The organism is Novosphingobium sp. BL-A-41-Hi4A-0G (assembly GCF_055521735.1).
Genome location: NZ_CM145501.1, coordinates 3021173 through 3037563 on the forward strand (window position 1 = coordinate 3021173; position 16391 = coordinate 3037563).

General features: G+C 64.8%; 14 protein-coding genes. 8 read left to right on the forward strand and 6 right to left on the reverse strand.

Annotated elements, in window-relative coordinates; translation table 11 throughout:
- The first annotated feature begins 1 nt into the window (after nt 1).
- Both ggt and ACZ1JX_RS14640 read left to right on the forward strand, forming a co-directional pair.
- The gene (ggt, locus tag ACZ1JX_RS14635; protein WP_465124251.1) at nt 2-1759 is read left to right on the forward strand and encodes a gamma-glutamyltransferase; all 1758 of its coding nucleotides are present in this window, start codon (nt 2-4) and stop codon (nt 1757-1759) included.
- Nucleotides 1760-1892: 133 nt separating this feature from the next.
- Nucleotides 1893-3710, forward strand: a complete 1818-nt coding sequence (locus ACZ1JX_RS14640) for an AMP-dependent synthetase/ligase (RefSeq protein ID WP_465124252.1) — start codon at nt 1893-1895, stop codon at nt 3708-3710.
- Between the two features lie 4 nt (nt 3711-3714).
- Here the strand turns inward: ACZ1JX_RS14640 and ACZ1JX_RS14645 are convergent, their stop codons facing one another.
- From ACZ1JX_RS14645 to ACZ1JX_RS14655, 3 genes are all read right to left on the reverse strand, one after another.
- Nucleotides 3715-4473, reverse strand: a complete 759-nt coding sequence (locus tag ACZ1JX_RS14645) for a LytR/AlgR family response regulator transcription factor (protein ID WP_465124253.1) — start codon at nt 4471-4473, stop codon at nt 3715-3717.
- Nucleotides 4463-6331: a sensor histidine kinase gene (locus tag ACZ1JX_RS14650; RefSeq protein ID WP_465124254.1), complete on the reverse strand. Its 1869-nt coding sequence runs from the start codon at nt 6329-6331 to the stop codon at nt 4463-4465. Before ACZ1JX_RS14650 ends, ACZ1JX_RS14645 begins: the two co-directional genes overlap by 11 nt.
- 79 nt (nt 6332-6410) lie before the next feature.
- Complete coding sequence (locus ACZ1JX_RS14655; RefSeq protein ID WP_465124255.1) at nt 6411-7934, reverse strand: fumarate hydratase; 1524 nt, start codon at nt 7932-7934, stop codon at nt 6411-6413.
- Between the two features lie 161 nt (nt 7935-8095).
- Here ACZ1JX_RS14655 and ACZ1JX_RS14660 point away from each other — a divergent pair, with 161 nt between their 5' ends.
- The 5 genes from ACZ1JX_RS14660 to ACZ1JX_RS14680 are packed head-to-tail and all read left to right on the forward strand — an operon-like array spanning nt 8096 to nt 13137.
- Complete coding sequence (locus tag ACZ1JX_RS14660; protein WP_465124256.1) at nt 8096-8689, forward strand: protein-L-isoaspartate O-methyltransferase family protein; 594 nt, start codon at nt 8096-8098, stop codon at nt 8687-8689.
- A gap of 5 nt (nt 8690-8694) precedes the next feature.
- Nucleotides 8695-10149: a TolC family outer membrane protein gene (locus ACZ1JX_RS14665; RefSeq protein ID WP_465126430.1), complete on the forward strand. Its 1455-nt coding sequence runs from the start codon at nt 8695-8697 to the stop codon at nt 10147-10149.
- Between the two features lie 41 nt (nt 10150-10190).
- On the forward strand, nt 10191-10607 hold the full coding sequence (locus ACZ1JX_RS14670) for a DUF2497 domain-containing protein (RefSeq protein ID WP_465124257.1): 417 nt from the start codon (nt 10191-10193) through the stop codon (nt 10605-10607).
- A gap of 44 nt (nt 10608-10651) precedes the next feature.
- Nucleotides 10652-12754 carry a S9 family peptidase gene (locus ACZ1JX_RS14675; protein ID WP_465124258.1) on the forward strand — a complete coding sequence of 701 codons (2103 nt, stop codon included), beginning with the start codon at nt 10652-10654 and terminating at the stop codon, nt 12752-12754.
- Nucleotides 12751-13137 (forward strand): (2Fe-2S) ferredoxin domain-containing protein, encoded by a 387-nt coding sequence (locus ACZ1JX_RS14680; RefSeq protein WP_465124259.1) that lies wholly within the window; start codon nt 12751-12753, stop codon nt 13135-13137. The genes ACZ1JX_RS14675 and ACZ1JX_RS14680 overlap by 4 nt, the downstream gene beginning before the upstream one ends.
- Here the strand turns inward: ACZ1JX_RS14680 and ACZ1JX_RS14685 are convergent.
- On the reverse strand, nt 13106-13987 hold the full coding sequence (locus ACZ1JX_RS14685; RefSeq protein ID WP_465124260.1) for an NAD(P)H-hydrate dehydratase: 882 nt from the start codon (nt 13985-13987) through the stop codon (nt 13106-13108). The two genes, ACZ1JX_RS14680 and ACZ1JX_RS14685, sit on opposite strands and share 32 nt — an antisense overlap.
- Nucleotides 13980-14783 carry a histidine phosphatase family protein gene (locus tag ACZ1JX_RS14690; RefSeq protein ID WP_465124261.1) on the reverse strand — a complete coding sequence of 268 codons (804 nt, stop codon included), beginning with the start codon at nt 14781-14783 and terminating at the stop codon, nt 13980-13982. The genes ACZ1JX_RS14685 and ACZ1JX_RS14690 overlap by 8 nt, the downstream gene beginning before the upstream one ends.
- A 106-nt stretch (nt 14784-14889) precedes the next feature.
- Between ACZ1JX_RS14690 and ACZ1JX_RS14695 the strand changes: the two genes are divergently transcribed.
- Nucleotides 14890-15408 carry a hemerythrin domain-containing protein gene (locus ACZ1JX_RS14695; RefSeq protein WP_465124262.1) on the forward strand — a complete coding sequence of 173 codons (519 nt, stop codon included), beginning with the start codon at nt 14890-14892 and terminating at the stop codon, nt 15406-15408.
- A gap of 276 nt (nt 15409-15684) precedes the next feature.
- Here ACZ1JX_RS14695 and ACZ1JX_RS14700 read toward each other — a convergent pair whose 3' ends face one another.
- Nucleotides 15685-16347: a GntR family transcriptional regulator gene (locus ACZ1JX_RS14700; RefSeq protein ID WP_465124263.1), complete on the reverse strand. Its 663-nt coding sequence runs from the start codon at nt 16345-16347 to the stop codon at nt 15685-15687.
- Between the last annotated feature and the right edge of the window lie 44 nt (nt 16348-16391).

A 16391-nucleotide genomic window follows, 5' to 3' on the forward strand; every position in this document is an offset into this window, starting at 1 on the left:
CATGACCCTGCCTCTCCCGTTCCGGATTGCCCCCCTCGCAGCCGCGCTTTGCGCCAGCGCCTGCGTCCCTCCGCCCAATGCAGCGATCACACCGCCTGCCGCCTCGCCCGTTGCCTCGGCTGCGCAAGGCGTGCCGCTCGAGGGACCTGGCCTGGTCTCTGCGGCTGATCCTCGTGCGGCCGAAGCCGGAGCTCAGATGCTGCGCCTTGGCGGCAGCGCAACCGATGCTGCCATCGCGACGATGCTGGCGCTGACGGTTGTCGAGCCGCAGAGTTCGGGCATCGGCGGTGGCGGCTTCCTCGTGCTGGGCGATACGGCGGGCAACGTCGATACCATTGACGGACGCGAGACCGCACCCAAGGCGGCAACCCCGCAGTGGTTCTATGTGGACGGCAAACCGCTCTCTTATGGCGAGGCGATCCCCGGCGGCCGCAGCGTCGGCATTCCCGGGAACCTGCGCCTTGCGGCAAGCGCGCACAACGCCAAGGGCAAGCTGGCCTGGCGCACGCTGTTCCAGCCGGCAATCCGCCTTGCCCGCGAAGGCTATGCGATAACCCCGCGCCTCAATGCCATACTCGCTGCCGCCAGCCGCACCGGCGCGCTCGATCCGGATGCGCGTGCGCTCTATTATGGCGCTGACGGACAGCCGCTTCCCATCGGTACGGTGGTGCGCAATCCGGCACTCGCAGCAACGCTCGAGTCCATCTCGGCCCGTGGCGCGGACAGCTTCTACACGGGCGACAACGCCGCAACCATTGCCGCGAAGGTCGGGACGGCGCCGCGCAATCCTGCGCCGATGACCACGGCAGACATCGCAGCCTACCGCGCCGTGGCCCGGCCCGCCGTCTGCGGGCAGTACCGCGCTTACCGCATCTGCGGGATGGGTCCGCCTTCGTCGGGCGCAACGACAGTCTTTGCCATTCTCAAGCAGCTTGAACGCTTCGACATGAAAGCGCTCGGCCCGGCGAACCCGGTTTCGTGGCACCTGATCGCCGAATCACAGCGTCTCGCCTACGCTGATCGCGACCAGTATCTGGCCGACAGCGATTTCGTCTCGGTCCCCGTCGCGGGGCTGACGGACCCGGCCTATCTTGCGGGGCGCTCGGCGCTGATCTCGGAAGGCAGCACGTTGCCGGGCGTACAGCCCGGCACGCCGCCCGGTGCAAAGCTCGCCTTCGCACCCGCGCCGCGTCAGGAAGAGAATGGCACCACGCATTTCGTCACGGTTGACCGCTGGGGCAATGCCGCGAGCTATACCTCGACCATCGAAGGACCGTTCGGTTCAGGCCTGATGGTCGGCGGGTACTACCTCAACAACGAGTTGACCGACTTCAACATCGTGCCCGACCGCGATGGCAAGCCCACCGCCAACAGGGTCGAAGGTGGCAAGCGCCCGCGCAGTTCGATGGCGCCGACGCTGGTCTACGGCCCCGACGGCAAGCTTCGGCTCGCGGTCGGCGCGGCGGGCGGGGTGACGATTCCGGCACAAGTTGCCAAGGCAATCATCGGCGTGCTCGACTGGAACCTTTCGGCGCGCGAGGCGATTGCCCTGCCGGTGATCTTCGCGCCCGGCGGCGATATGGTCTTCGTCGAAAAGGGCACCAGCCTCGAGGCGATGATTCCCGCTCTCCAGCAACTGGGCCATGCGCAGGTCGTCGCCCGCTCGCCATCGTTCAAGGCCAATGCCATCGAACGCGTTGGCGATCGCTGGCGTGGAGCCGCCGATCCGCGCAGCGAGGGCGCCGCCATTGCTCCGTGACCCGGCCCGTTCGGGCATATCTTCCCGGCGAATGCCCTCACCGGTTGCCGTGAAGGAACTGCGTCACTAGGTTCCCCTCCAACTGGCGGGAAGCTTTGCCTCTTCCTGCCGACAAAGGGGCGAGGGTCACGACGTGCAGCTTACGGATTTCGCAGGCTTTCCGAATCTGGTTTCGATGTTCCTCGACCGCGCGGGCAAGCGCGGCGATGCGCCGTTCCTGTGGGCCAAGAGCAAGGGCGAGTGGCATTCGCTGAGCTGGGCGGAAGCGGCGCGGCAGGTTTGCGTACTTGCGCAGTCACTGCGCGCGCTTGGCCTCAATCCCGGCGACCGGGTGGCGCTCGTTTCGGAAAACCGGCCCGAATGGTGCATTGCCGACCATGCGATCATGGCGGCAGGTCTCGTCACCGTGCCGACCTACATCACCAATACCGAGCGCGATCACCTGCACATTCTCGAGAACTCGGGCGCGCGGGCAGTAATCGTGTCGACGGCCAAGCTCTCGCAGCCGCTGCTTCCAGCCGCGCTGTCCGCGCCCTGCGTCGAGCATGTGATCGGCATGGAGCCGCTGCGCCAGATGCAGGCGGGCAAGCTTGCGTTCCATGACTGGCAGACGATGACCAGCGGCGACGGCGCAGAGGCGCGTGCGGCGGTCGATGAACGGCTGCGGACGACGGGCCGTGATGACCTTGCCTGCATCATCTACACCAGCGGCACCGGCGGAAGCCCGCGCGGGGTGCGGCTGCATCATGGCTCGATCCTGTGCAATGTCGAAGGTGCCGCCGAAATCCTCGCCAACGATTTCGGCTGGGGCGAGGAAGTGTTCCTGTCGTTCCTGCCGCTGAGCCACGCCTATGAACACACCGGCGGGCAGTACCTGCCGATCGGCATGGGCGCGCAGATCTACTATTCCGAAGGGCTCGAGAAGCTCGCGTCCAACATCGAGGAAGTGCGGCCGACGATCATGGTCGTCGTGCCGCGCCTGTTCGAGGTGCTGCGCACGCGGATCATGAAGCAGGTGGAGAAGCAGGGGAAGGTCGCGAACTACCTGATGGACCGCGCGCTCTCGATCGGGGGGCGCAAGGCAGCGGGCAGGGGGCGCCTGCTCGATGCACCGATGAACCTGATCCTCGAAAAGACCCTGCGACCAAAGATCCGCGCCCGCTTTGGCGGCCGGATGAAGGCGATGGTGTCGGGCGGTGCGCCGCTCAATCCCGATGTCGGCGTGTTCTTCCAGTCGATGGGCCTGACCATGCTTCAAGGCTATGGGCAGACCGAGGCTGGCCCTGTGATTTCGTGCAACCGGCCCAAGGTAGGCCTGAGAATGGATACCGTCGGCCCGCCGATGAAGGGCGTGGAAGTGAAGATCGCCGAGGACGGTGAAATCCTCGTGCGCGGCGAGCTGGTGATGCATGGCTATTGGCACAACGATGCCGAGACCGCCCGCGCGATCCCGACCGAGGGTCCCAACGCGGGCTGGCTGCACACCGGCGACATCGGCCATCTCGACGCAAAGGGCCGCATCGTCATCACCGACCGCAAGAAGGACATGATCGTCAACGACAAGGGCGACAATGTCTCACCGCAGAAGATCGAGGGCATGCTGACGCTGCAGCCGGAGATCGCGCAGGCGATGGTCTCGGGCGACAAGCGGCCCTACATCGTCGGCCTGATCGTGCCCGATCCGGAATGGTCGCTAGAATGGGCCCGCGCGCAGGGCGAACACTTCGACTTCAAGGAACTGCAGGACCTGCCCGCGTTCAAGAGCGCCATCCGCGCGGCCGTGGACCGGGTGAACAAGGATCTCTCGGTGATCGAGAAAGTCCGCCAGTTCGCCTTTGCCGACGAGTCGTTCAGCATCGACAACGGCGAGATGACGCCCAGCCTCAAGATCCGCCGCCACAAGATCAAGGAACGCTATGGCGCGCGGGTGGATGCGCTTTACAAGGGGTGAGAGATCACCGCCCCGCCATCGCCTTAACCCGCGCGAGGTAGGTTCGGCCGATCCGCTGCAACGATCCGTCGGCCAGTTCCGCTGACCATACACCAAGGCCATCATGCTTGAGGCCCGCAATCCGATCGCGGCGGACGATGGTCGAGCGGTGGAGGCGGATGAAGCGTTCGGGATCGAGGCGCGCCTCCAATCCCGCAATGGTGTGCAGCATCATGTAGCTGCGCTGTCCCACATGCAGCCGCACATAATCGCGCTCGGCATCGATGCGTTCGAGGTCGGCCGCCGCCACGCGGATCAGTTCGGAGCGGTGCGGCACCCAGAATTCCTCGATCCATTCGCTGGCGGGTTTCTCGGGCGTAAGTGGCGTTTCGACGGGAGCGCTGCGGCGCGCCTGCGCCCGTTCCACTGCACGCTCCAGCCGCTCCTGCGCGACGGGCTTGAGCACGTAATCGACCGCGTCGCAATCGAAGGCCTCGACCGCGAAATCGTCATGCGCGGTGACGAAGACCACGGCCGGGCGATTGGCCTGTCCGGCCAGCGCCCGTGCCACGCCCAGACCATCCAACTCGGGCATCGTCATGTCGAGCAGCACCAGATCGGGGGTTAACGCATCGATCAGGCGCAGCGCCGCAGCGCCATCGCTGGCAGTGCCGACCACCTGCAACGCCGGTATTCGCGCGCAGAGGATCTGCATCCGTTCGACCGCCAGTGGTTCGTCATCGACAATCAAGGTCCGCAACGACAAGTCCCCCTCAGCATTCATTCCGGACGACCGGCATCGTCAGCACAGTCGCGTATCCGCCGGCCGGCAGCGGGCCGCTTTCGACCTTGGCCACGTCTTCGCCGAAACGGGCAGCAAGGCGGCTCTTCACGTTGGCGATGCCGATCCCGGTACCGCCGTTGGCAAAGCCTTCACCCGGACCATCGTCGGCCACGGTCAGCACGAGGAAGCCTCCGGCCTCCCGCGCAGTGATGCGGATGGTGACGGGGCGGATCGTGGTCGAGACCGCGTACTTGATCGAATTCTCGACCAGCGGCTGGAGGATCATCCCCGGGACGCAGGCGCTCATCAGCTCCTCGGGAATGTCGAACTCGCAGCGCAGCCGTTCGGGAAAGCGCACCGCTTCGATCTCGAGGTAATGGCGCTGCAGGGCGATCTCGTCCTCCAGCGGCATGTCCGTGGTCGGATCGCCGGCAAGGCTGTGGCGATAGAAACGGGAAATCGACTGGATCATCCGCTCGGCCTGTTCGGTTCGTCCAACCATGACCAAAGCCGACAAGGAATTCAATGTGTTGAACAGGAAATGCGGGTTGACCTGATACCGCAAGCTGCGCAGCTCAGCTGCCTTGGCGGCACGCGCATATTGCCCTTCGCGATATTCGGCAGCGCGCAGCTGCTCGCCATTGCCCAGCGCCAGATAGAGCGCGGCCCAGGCGATCAGCAGGAAGTAGCGCCCGAGTGCCACATCGGTCAGCTGCCGCCACAACCCCTCGTTCTCGACCGTCTGGCGGATGATCGTGACGTGGTCAGGCCCGCGATAGTCCTCGGTGACGATGTCGGACGGTGAGGGCTGCGGTTTGCCGGAGCTGCCGGTGGTCGGAGCCTTGGTCGCTTGCGCTTTCGAGGCCTTAGCGCGCGCGGCGTTGGCCTTCTCCAGCGCGGCAGCGCGCAAGGTCTGTGCCCGGGCGAGCGCCTTCTCCGCCTCGCGCCGCGCGGTTTCGCGGATTTTCTCCTGCGCGGCGGCAGAGAGTGCAGGCGGGGCTGGAGGGGCAGGCGGCGCTATACTGGCCGCGGGAGCAGGCGGTTCGGGCGGGGCCGCGTCTTCACGAATCGAGGCGACCTCGCCATCTTCGTCCACCGAATAGATCTTGCCGCCGGTGCGAACTTCGGAGCGCCCATCGGCATACTGGCGAACGTAGAGACCCGGCTGGGTGATGACCGTGCTTCCATCCTCATTCTGGACGATGCCGGTGTTCTTCAGCGCCTCGAACGTCTTTTCATCGCCCAGCCGCTTGAGTTCGGCAATGTCCTCTTCGCTCAACAGCGGTTCGGGGACGGGAAGAGCCTTTGGCGCAGTAACTTTGGGGGCTGGCGGCGGAGCAGGCGGCGGCGGTGGGACGAAGCCTTCATCGAGCACATCGACCAGCACGTTTCCGGCCATGTCGTGGCGAATCTTGACTGTGCCGCCCTTGCCTTGGTCACCCACGCCATTGCCGGTTGTGACGGTGGTCTGGGTGGTGGTCTTTTCGCCGGTCTGCTGCTGCGGGTCGGTGCTGATCCGTTCGATCATCCGCTTTTCGACCGGAGCAAAGGCCCACTGGTTCACTGCAGCCAGTGCCAGGGCAGCAGGGAGCATGATGACGAGAGCGGCGGCAACGCGGGTAGCGAGCGGTCTTGCATCGAAGCGTCGCAGGAGTGGCCAGCACGCCACTGTCACGACGATCCCCGCCGCCGTCACCAGCGCGCGCCGCCAGAGCAGGTCGGAAAAGTCGCCCAGTTCGACCACGAGTCCGCGCACGGTGATCAGCAGGAAATAGCACAACCACAGCGCAGCCGCCGACAGGATCACCTGCCGGGCCGGTACGCGCGGGATACCCGGATCGATTTGCGACGACGTCATCGCACGATGTCTAAACGCGAACCGCCCGACACGCCATAACGGCGGTCGGGCGGCGTAGGTCGTTCATCGAAGCGAAAGGTTACGCGGGGAGGAGCTTCTCGTCCGCGATCTTCTTCTTCCACACCAGTGGTGCGGACTTGTGGACATTTTCGCCTTCGCTATCGACGGCCACGGTCACCGGCATGTCCTCGACGGTGAATTCGTAGATCGCTTCCATGCCGAGATCCTCGAAGCCGACCACCTTGGACTGCTTGATCGCCCGCGCCACGAGATAGGCAGCACCGCCCACGGCCATGAGATAGGCGCTCTTGTGGTTGGCGATCGACTGGGTCGCTGCAGGGCCACGCTCAGCCTTGCCGACACTGGCGAGCAGGCCGAGGTCGAGCATGGTGTCGGAGAAGCTGTCCATGCGCGTCGCCGTGGTCGGCCCTGCTGGTCCCACGACTTCATCGCGCACCGGATCGACCGGGCCGACGTAGTAGATCACACGGCCCTTGAAATCGACGGGGAGTTCTTCGCCCTTGGCCAGCATGTCCTTGATCCGCTTGTGCGCGGCATCGCGGCCGGTGAGCATCTTGCCGTTGAGCAGCAGGCGATCGCCCGCCTTCCAGCCTTGCACTTCTTCCTGCGTCAGCGTGTCGAGGTTGACGCGCTTGGCCGCGCTGTCGGGCGCCCAGTGCACTTCAGGCCATTCGTCGAGCTTGGGGCGCTCGAGGTAGGTCGGCCCCGAACCGTCGAGCACGAAGTGGGCGTGGCGGGTCGCGGCGCAGTTGGGGATCATCGCCACCGGCTTGCCAGCGGCATGGCAGGGCGCATCCATGATCTTGACGTCGAGGATGGTCGAAAGACCGCCCAGCCCTTGCGCTCCGATGCCGAGCGCGTTGACCTTGTCGAAGATCTCGATGCGCAGCTTCTCGATATCGTTCTGGGGACCTCGCTCCTTGAGCTGGGCCATGTCGATCGGCTCCATCAGCGCCTTCTTGGCGAGCAGGACGCAGTGTTCCGCCGTTCCGCCGATGCCGATGCCAAGCATGCCCGGCGGGCACCAGCCGGCACCCATCTGCGGCAGCATCTCGATCACCCAGTCGACGATCGAATCGCTGGGGTTCATCATCTTGAACTTGGACTTGTTCTCCGAGCCACCGCCCTTTGCGGCAACGTCGACCACGACCTTGGAGCCCTTGACCATTTCGACATGGAGCACGCAGGGCGTGTTGTCGCGCGTGTTGCGGCGAGTGAAGGCGGGGTCAGCCAGGACCGAAGCGCGCAGCTTGTTGTCCGGGTTAAGATAGGCCCGGCGCACGCCTGCATCGACCACGTCCTGCAGCGACAGGTCGGATTCGAGGCGGCAGTCCTGTCCCCACTTGATGAAAACATTGACGATGCCCGTATCCTGGCAGATCGGACGGTGCCCTTCGGCGCACATGCGGCTGTTTGTCAGGATCTGGGCGATGGCGTCCTTTGCCGCCGGGCCCTGCTCCGCCTTGTAGGCTTCGCCTAAGGCACGGATGTAGTCCATCGGGTGGAAATAGCTGATGTACTGGAGCGCATCGGCAACGCTTTCGATCAGGTCCGCTTCCTTGATCGTCACCATGTCGGCCATCCGGAAATCCCTCCAAAGCCTGAGAAACTGCGAACGCCCCTTACGCCTCGACAATCGACATGCAAATCCCTTGGAAACGGCAGATCGATAATCTACAGGCACTTGGCAACATTCAGGCTGCATCGGTGCGGTGATGCAGCGCAAGCGATATGAGGGTTCGAATGACCGTGGTTGAAGATCGCCCGGCTGCAGACGAGATGCTGGTCGCCCGGCGTGCGATGATCGATAGCCAGCTCCGCGTGAGCGGCGTGAACTCGCCTGCAGTTCTGGCTGCATTCAACGCAGTACCACGCGAAGACTTCGTGCCTGCCGAGCGCCGCGCCGTGGCCTACGCTGACCGCGCGCTGCCGCTGGGCAATGGCGCAGTGCTTTCCCCGGCGCTGACCTATGGCCAGATGCTCGAAGCTGCTGCCACCGTACGCGACGATCGCATTCTGGTCATTTCCACGAACGGCTATCTTGCTGCTCTCGCTGGCCAGCTTGCGGCCGACGTGACGCGTGCTGACAGCCTCGCTGCGGCACAGGGTGGTCCCTACTCGCTGATCCTGATCGACGGCGCCGCAGAGGTCCTGCCCGATTCGCTGGCCGCTTTGCTGGCCGACGATGGGCGCGTGGTTACTGGTCTGGTCGACCGTGGCGTTACCCGGCTGGCCGTTGCAACCAAGGCGCTTGGCCACGTGGTCGCAACGCCAGTGTCCGACGCCGACTTCGCCGTTCTGCCGGAATTTGCCGCGCCCAAGAAGTGGAGCTTCTGAGCCTCATGCGCAATGCAAAGGCGCTGCGGCTGTTGCTCGTCTCGGGCGCAGCCACCATGCTCGCATCGCCTGCCCTGGCTGATGACCTGCGCGAGGCGCTGACCAGCGCCTACAACACCAACCCGACGCTCCAGGCAGCACGCGCCAACCAGCGCGCAACGGACGAAGGCGTGCCGCTTGCGAAAGCGCGGGGCCTGCCGAGCCTGCAAGGACAGGCCAGCTACACCAAGATCCTGCGAGCCAACCCCAATTCGTTTCTCATCACCGACTGGTCGTCCAGCGTCGATCTGAACCTGGGCGTGCCGCTCTATTCAGGCGGATCGGTGAAGAACGCGGTCCGCGCCGCCAAGACCCGTGTCGAAGCCGGACAGGAGGATCTTCGCGGCACCGAATCGGGCATTTTTTCGCAGGTCGTGGCTGCGTACATGGACGTCATCCGTGATTCCGCGATCGTCGGGCTCAACAGGAGCAACGTCGAAGTTCTCGAGGTGAACCTCAAGGCGACAAGCGACCGTTTCGAGATCGGTGACGTGACCCGTACCGACGTTGCCCAATCGAACTCCCGGCTCGCACTGGCCCGTGGCGATCTGCGCACGGCGCAGGCGAACCTGATCGCCAGTCGCGAACGGTACATCCAGGTTGTGGGCAAGGCGCCGACCGAGTTGCAGCCGCCACCGCCGCTCCCCGGCCTCCCGGCCAATCCGGACGATGCGGTCGACTTCGCGCTCGAGAACAATCCCGATCTGATCGCTGCGCGTGAGCGCAGCAAGGCGGCCGCCTTCGACGTGAAGGTTGCCGATGCTGCCAAGCTGCCCACGGTATCGCTTTCCACAAGTGGCAGCCGTCAGGCCTTCAAGGGAACTTTTCTCGGGTCGAACCAGACGCTGCAACAGGCGAACACGACAGCCCAGGCTGGCATCAGTGTCTCGGTCCCGCTGTTCCAAGGTGGCGGTCCGGCCGCGCAGACCCGACAGGCGCAGGCCCGCGAGAGCGCTACGCTGGAACAGGAAATCGGCGTTGAACGCGAGGTCATTGCCAGCGTCCGCTCAGCCTACGCTTCGTGGCAGGCGGCGAACGAGATCATTGCGATGAACCAGACCGCGGTAGATGCGGCCGCCCTCAGCCTTGAAGGCGTGCGCGCGGAGAACACCGTGGGCAATCGCACGATCCTCAACATCCTCGACGCCGAGCAGGAACTGCTCCGCGCCCAAGTCCAGCTCGTTGCGGCACGGCGCAACGCCTATGTCGCCGGGTTCAACCTGCTTTCGGCGATGGGCAAGGCCGATGCCAATGATCTCGGCCTCGACGGCGGCGCACTCTACGACCCGCAGGTCAACTACGACCGGGTCAAGGGCCGCATCTGGGACTGGGACCGCGATCCGACCCCAAAGGCCGTCTCGACGCGCACCGTTGACACGCCCGCACAGGATGCGACAATCGGGGCCTCATCGCGGCCGTAAGGGAATCGGCGTTGCAGGGGTATGTGGGGGTAGAGATTTCAATGCGTCAGGCCGGCGAACCGTCCGTCGAGGAAATCCTCGAATCGATCAAGAAAGTGATCGCGCGTGACAACAAGGCCGAGGCGCAGGCGCGTCTGCGGGCCGAGCCCCGCCCTTCGCTGCGCTCGGACGTGCTCGAACTGACCGAGACTGCGCAAGAGGATGACGATGACGCACCCGGCGGCCTGATCGCCGATGCCGCAGCCGCCTCGATGCGCGAATCGCTTGCCGCCCTTTCGATGCTGGCACAGCCCGGTGCCGCGCCGCAGATCGTCCGCTCGGGCGAGACTTCGCTCGAAGGTCTGGTCCGCGACCTGCTCAAGCCAATGCTGGCCGAATGGCTCGACAAGAACCTGCCCGCGATGGTCGAGAAGATGGTCGCTGCAGAAATCGCCCGCATCGCCGGGAAACGCGGCTGAAATTCCGATTTGCGTCGTGAGGTTACGGCGCTAATCCGGTTTCCATGAAAACCAACTCGATGTTGCTGGCGGCCGCTTCTCTGGCCGTTGCATTCGCCGCACCTGCCCTTGCCCAGCAGGCCGCTCCCTTCTCGCCGCAGGATCTGGTGACGCTTGGCCGCCTCGGCGGCACGGCGGTTTCGCCCGATGGCAAGACCGTCGCCTACATCGTCACCAGCACTGACCCTGCCAGCTACCAGCGTACCCCGTCGCTGTGGGTCCGCAGCGCCGACGGCAAGGGCGAGCCACGCCGCATCGACACCGGCGGCAGTGCCAGCGATCCGGCCTTTGCGCCCGACGGCACGCTATACTACCTCTCCGATCGCAAGGTGGGCGAGGCCGAGACCACGCAGGTCTGGAAAGTCGACGTAGGCTCGGGCGTGACCACGCAGGTGACCGCGTTCCAGGCCGAAGTTTCCGGATTCGAGCTTTCACCCAATGGCAAGCGCATTGCCGTGTGGGGCGACATCGCGCGCGATTGCGCGACCTTCGGCTGCGTCAGCGATGGCAACACCGCGCTCCCCGGCCCTGGCACCGGCCGCCACTACAAGGACGGTGCGGGCTTCGTGCGGCACTGGGACGCATGGGAAACGCCCGGCAACTACAGCCGCGTCTTCGCCTTCGATCTGGGCGCAGACGGCAAGGTGATGGGCGAAGGCAAGGCGGCTGACGGACCTGTCGGCACCCTTACCGGCGACAGCCCGGGCAAGCCGTTCGGCGGTGGCGAGGACGTGGCGTGGAGCGCGGATTCGCAGTCGCTGTTCTTCGTCGCGCGGCAGGCCGATCGCCACGAGCCGACCTCGACCAATCTCGACATCTGGCAATCGAAGCTGGATGGCGCAGCCCCGAAGAACCTGACCGAGGCCAACAAGGCTACCGACAACACGCCCGCGCCTTCGCCCGATGGCAAGTGGCTGGCCTATGCCGCGATGGCACGGCCTGGTTACGAGGCCGACCGGCTGGTGGTGAACCTCATCAATCTGCAGACCGGGGAACGCCGCGAGTTGACCGGCGCATGGGACCGTTCTGTCGCCTCGCTGACCTGGACGCCAGACAGCAAGGCGCTGATCGCGACGGCCGAAGACGTGCTCGATACGCCCGCCTTCCGCATCGATCCGATGAACGGCACGGTCACCCGGCTGGTGCTCAATCCCGGCCGGGAAGGGCATGTTAGCAATGTCGTGCCGCTCAAGGACGGCCGCTTTGCCTATACGCGCGATTCAATCGACAACCCGGCGGAGATGTTCATCGGCAAGCCCGGCAAAGCGGGCACGCGCCTGACCGACGTTGCCGCCACCGCGCTCTCGCAGCGCGCGCCGGTCGTGACGCAGCGCTTCAGCTTCAAGGGCGCGGATGGCGATACCGTCTGGGGCCAGATCACCAAGCCGTCATGGGTGAAGGGCAAGATGCCTTCGGTCCTGTTCGTCCATGGCGGACCGCAGGGCTCCTACAACGACAGCTGGTCCAACCGCTGGAACCCGCGCGTCTGGGCGAGCCAGGGCTATGCGATCGTCTCGGTCGATTTCCATGGCTCCACCGGATACGGGCAGAAGTTCACCGACGGGATCAACCGGGAATGGGGCGGCAAGCCGCTGGAAGACCTGCAGAAGGGCTTTGCCGCCGCCATCGCGCTCGACTCGCAGATCGATGGCGACAATGCCTGCGCGGCAGGCGCCTCCTACGGCGGCTACATGATGAACTGGATCGCCGGGAACTGGTCCGACCGGTTCAAGTGTCTCGTCCAGCATGACGGCGTGTTCGATGCGCGTGCCATGGCTTACGAGACCGAAGAGCTGTGGTTCGACGAATGGGAGCACGGCGGGCACCCTTATTACGAGGCGCCCGAAGAGTTCGAGAAGTGGAACCCGGTAAACCACGTCGCCAAGTGGAAGACGCCGATGCTGGTCATCACCGGCGAGAAGGACTTCCGCATTCCCTACACGCAAGGCCTCGCCGCGTTCACCGCCCTGCAGCGCCGGGGCATTCCGTCCGAGCTGCTGGTGTTCCCCGATGAAAACCACTGGGTACTCAAGGCCAAGAATTCGTTGCAGTGGCACCAGACCTCGTTCAACTGGCTCGATCGCTGGTTGAAGAAGAGCGAGAAGTGACAGCAAGCCAAGAAGAGATACGCCAGGCCGAGATTGCGCTCGAAAAGCTCGGCGGGTTCAATCCGCAACGCCACATCCTGCTCTGCGCAGGACCGGACAAGGACAAGTGCGCCCCGCGCGCAGTGGGCGACGAGGCATGGAACTACCTCAAGAAGCGCCTCGGCGAGCTGAAGCTTGGCGGGGCGCAAGGGGTGTTGCGCAACAAGGTCGGCTGCCTGCGGGTATGCCTCGTCGGGCCGGTCGCGGTCGTCTATCCTGACAACGTCTGGTACCACTCCTGCACCCCGCCAGTGCTCGAGCGGATCATCCAGGAACACGTGATCGGCGGCGTGCCAGTGGAAGATTTCATGCTTACCCCACCCGCGCCATCACCCGCGGGATGAACGCAAGCAGCTCGCTGGCGAGATATCCCAGCGGGCCGACCTCCTCGGCACAGCGCCGCCCCGCTTCGCCATGGAGCCAGACCGACCACAGGGCGGCCTGAAGCGGCTGCGCGCCCCGCGCCAGCAGGGCACCGGCAATGCCGGCCATCACGTCGCCCGATCCACCTGTGGCAAGCCCCACATTGCCACCACTGTAAGCGAACAGAACCCCCTCGGGCGCGGCCACGAGGCTGATTGCTCCCTTGAGGACGACAACCGCACCGAACCGGTCGGCACACCGCTTGACCGCACCTTCACGGTCTTGCGCAATTGCCGAGGCATCCTCACCCAGCAATGCGGCAATCTCGCCCAGATGGGGCGTCAGCACTGCGGGCGTCGGTCTCCGGCGCAGGCGCGGCGCGTGATCGCAGATCGCCATGAGTGCGGCCGCATCGAGCACCAGGGCAGTATTGTCCGATGATTCCAACAGACCACCGACGAGCGCCGATGCCTGATCCGCACAGCTCATCGCGGGGCCCAGCACGAGGCAATCGCTCTTTCCTGCCTCGTCGGCCAGTGCGGCGCGCGCAGCATCGATCTCGCCTTTTGCATCGATAGCGAGTGGCAGGACGGCAACTTCCGGCATCAAGGCGCCGATCGTCAACGCCGCAGGTTCGACAGTCGCGATCCGCACCTTGCCCGCGCCCGCCCGCAACGCCGCTTCGGCGGTGAGCCGCACGCCGCCCGGCACCATCGCGCAGCCCCCGACCACCAGCACGCGTCCCCGTGCGTTCTTGTCGCTTTCCTCATGGGGCTGCGGCAAAGGGTTCTCACGCAACCACGCTCCGTCGAGAACTGTCGGATCAGCCACGGGCGGCCACCATACGATCCGGTGCCCGCGTTGCCTCGGTGCCTTCGCGAACCATGGGGGCCACCATGTTGTAATGCTCGAGCACCAGTTCGCCCTCGCCTTCGCCCGAACGGTCCAGCCGATACTGGGTGATCGCACAGTTGGCGATATCACCGGCCTTGTCGATCGAGAGAATCTCGGCCTCGGACATGTGTTCAAGCACGTAGCGCATGCACAGCACCACCACCTGATGCGCCACGATCATCACCCGCTTGCCCGCGTAGTGCAGCGACACGGTGTCGAGCAGCGCGCGAAGCCGGAAGATCACGTCCACCCAGCTCTCGCCACCTGGCGGACGGTGGTAGAACTTGCCCAGCACGCGGCGAAACTCCGCCTGTTCGGGCTGGAAGTTCCGGATGCCGGGTGCGGTCAGACCGTCGAGAATCCCGAACTCCTTCTCGCGCAATCGCTCATCGACGCAGATGCGCAGGTCAGGCGCGCAGCCCCCTGCCTCGCGAAACAACTCGGCGGTCTGCACCGCGCGAACATAGGGGCTGGCAAGGATTACTTCCGGTCGCTGGCCTTCCTCCCCACTGGCAAACCAGTGCCCGAGCGCGCGGGCCTGTCGGCAGCCCAGTTGCGAAAGCGGTACGTCCACATCTCGATGATCAAGCGCGATACGCAGATCTCCAGCCGCATCCGCCGCATCGCGGGCAACATTGCCAGCGCTCTGTCCATGGCGGATCAGCCAGAGGACTTCGGGCCAGCGTTCGCGCGGCTGATGCGTTGATTTGTCAGAGGTTTCGTTGTCGCTCATGCCGCTTCAAGCGAATGGTATGCGGTTAGGTTCCGAAAGGCGGTCGCGGAACCCAAGCGCCGTTGGGGGTTTGTTCGGGCAAGACACTGACCCGAGGATACCTGACATGCCCCAGACCACATTCACCGATGCCATAGCCATGCTCAAGGCAGACCACCGCGCCGTCGAGGACCTGTTCGAAAAGTTCGAGAACGCGCGTGATGACCGCAAGCAGACCATTGCGCTGCAGATCTGCAACGAACTCAAGATCCACACGATCATCGAGGAAGAGATCTTCTACCCCGCCCTGCAGGGGAAGATCGAACAGGAGACCTGGACCGAGGCCTATGTCGAGCACGACGCCGCCAAGGTCCTGATCAACGACATCATGGCAAGCTCGCCCGAGGACGAGTTCTTCGATGCCAAGGTCAAGGTGCTGAGCGAAGAGATCAAGCACCACGTCCACGAGGAGGAAGCCCGCTCCGAAGGCATGTTCTCTCAGGCGCGCGATTCCGGCGTCGACATGGTGGCGCTGCGCGATGCGATGATGGCGCGCAAGCAGGAGCTTATGCAGCAGATCGGCAAGGGGTCTGCCGCGAGCGCGCTCCCCGAAGCCGAACTGCGCGTGGTCCAGACCTCGGCCTGAGGCCTTGCTCTAGGGTCAGGATCTATTAATCGCGCCTTCGAGGTTTGAGGCAAAATGGCCCAGCGCAAGGCGGATGGGCGCAGGGATAGTGGTTCTATTTCAAGGCCATCCAACGCAGTGATGGGCCATTTTGGTCAAATCCCTTCGGGACGCTGGAATGGCTTCCATCTCGAACGGAAATCCGCTTGGAAAGGCAACCAGCCTTCCCGGCGCGAATTTCCGCCCGATATGTTCGCCATTCCAGCGCCTCGAAGGCGCGATTAATAGGTCCTGACCCTAGGCCTGCGCCGCCTCCGCGCCCTGCCGCATCGTGCGGTAAGCGTTCGCCGCGCGGCGGATGTGCGTATTTGCCACCGCACCCGCCCAGTCCTCGTCACGCATCTCGAATGCGCTGACGAGGTCGCGGTGATCACGCTGGCTCTGTTCCATGTCGGCGCGGGAGTATTGCTCGGCCGTGCGGTGGACCACGATCTGGCTCACCACGAAGCGCATGAGCTGCCCCAACCGTTCGGACTGTGCCGCCGCAAGGATCACGGCGTGAAAGCGGCGGTTGCCTTCGACGAAACCCGACACGTCCGGTCCTTCCGGCGCGGCAATCGCATTGTCGATGAAATCGCAGTGCGCGCGTAGTTCGGCAATCTGTTCGTCCGTGATCAGCCTTGCCGCACGCGTGGCGCAGTGGCTCTCCAGCATGGCGCGCAGGGTGAACAGCTCTTCCTCATCCTCGTCCGACCAGACGGGAACGAATACCCGGTTCGTGCCGGAACGCTGCAGCAGCATCTCGGCGACCAATTCGGCAATGGCCTCGCGCACCGGTGTGCGCGAGAGGCCGCAATACTGCGCGAACTCGTCTTCGGGCACGAACTGCCCGGCAGGAAAGTGCCCCGAAAGTATGCCGGCGCGAATCTTGCGATAGGCTTCTTGCGAGGCTTTGGACACGTATGCTCCTGAATCAAACGGGGAGCAGGACCTAGCCTGCTCCC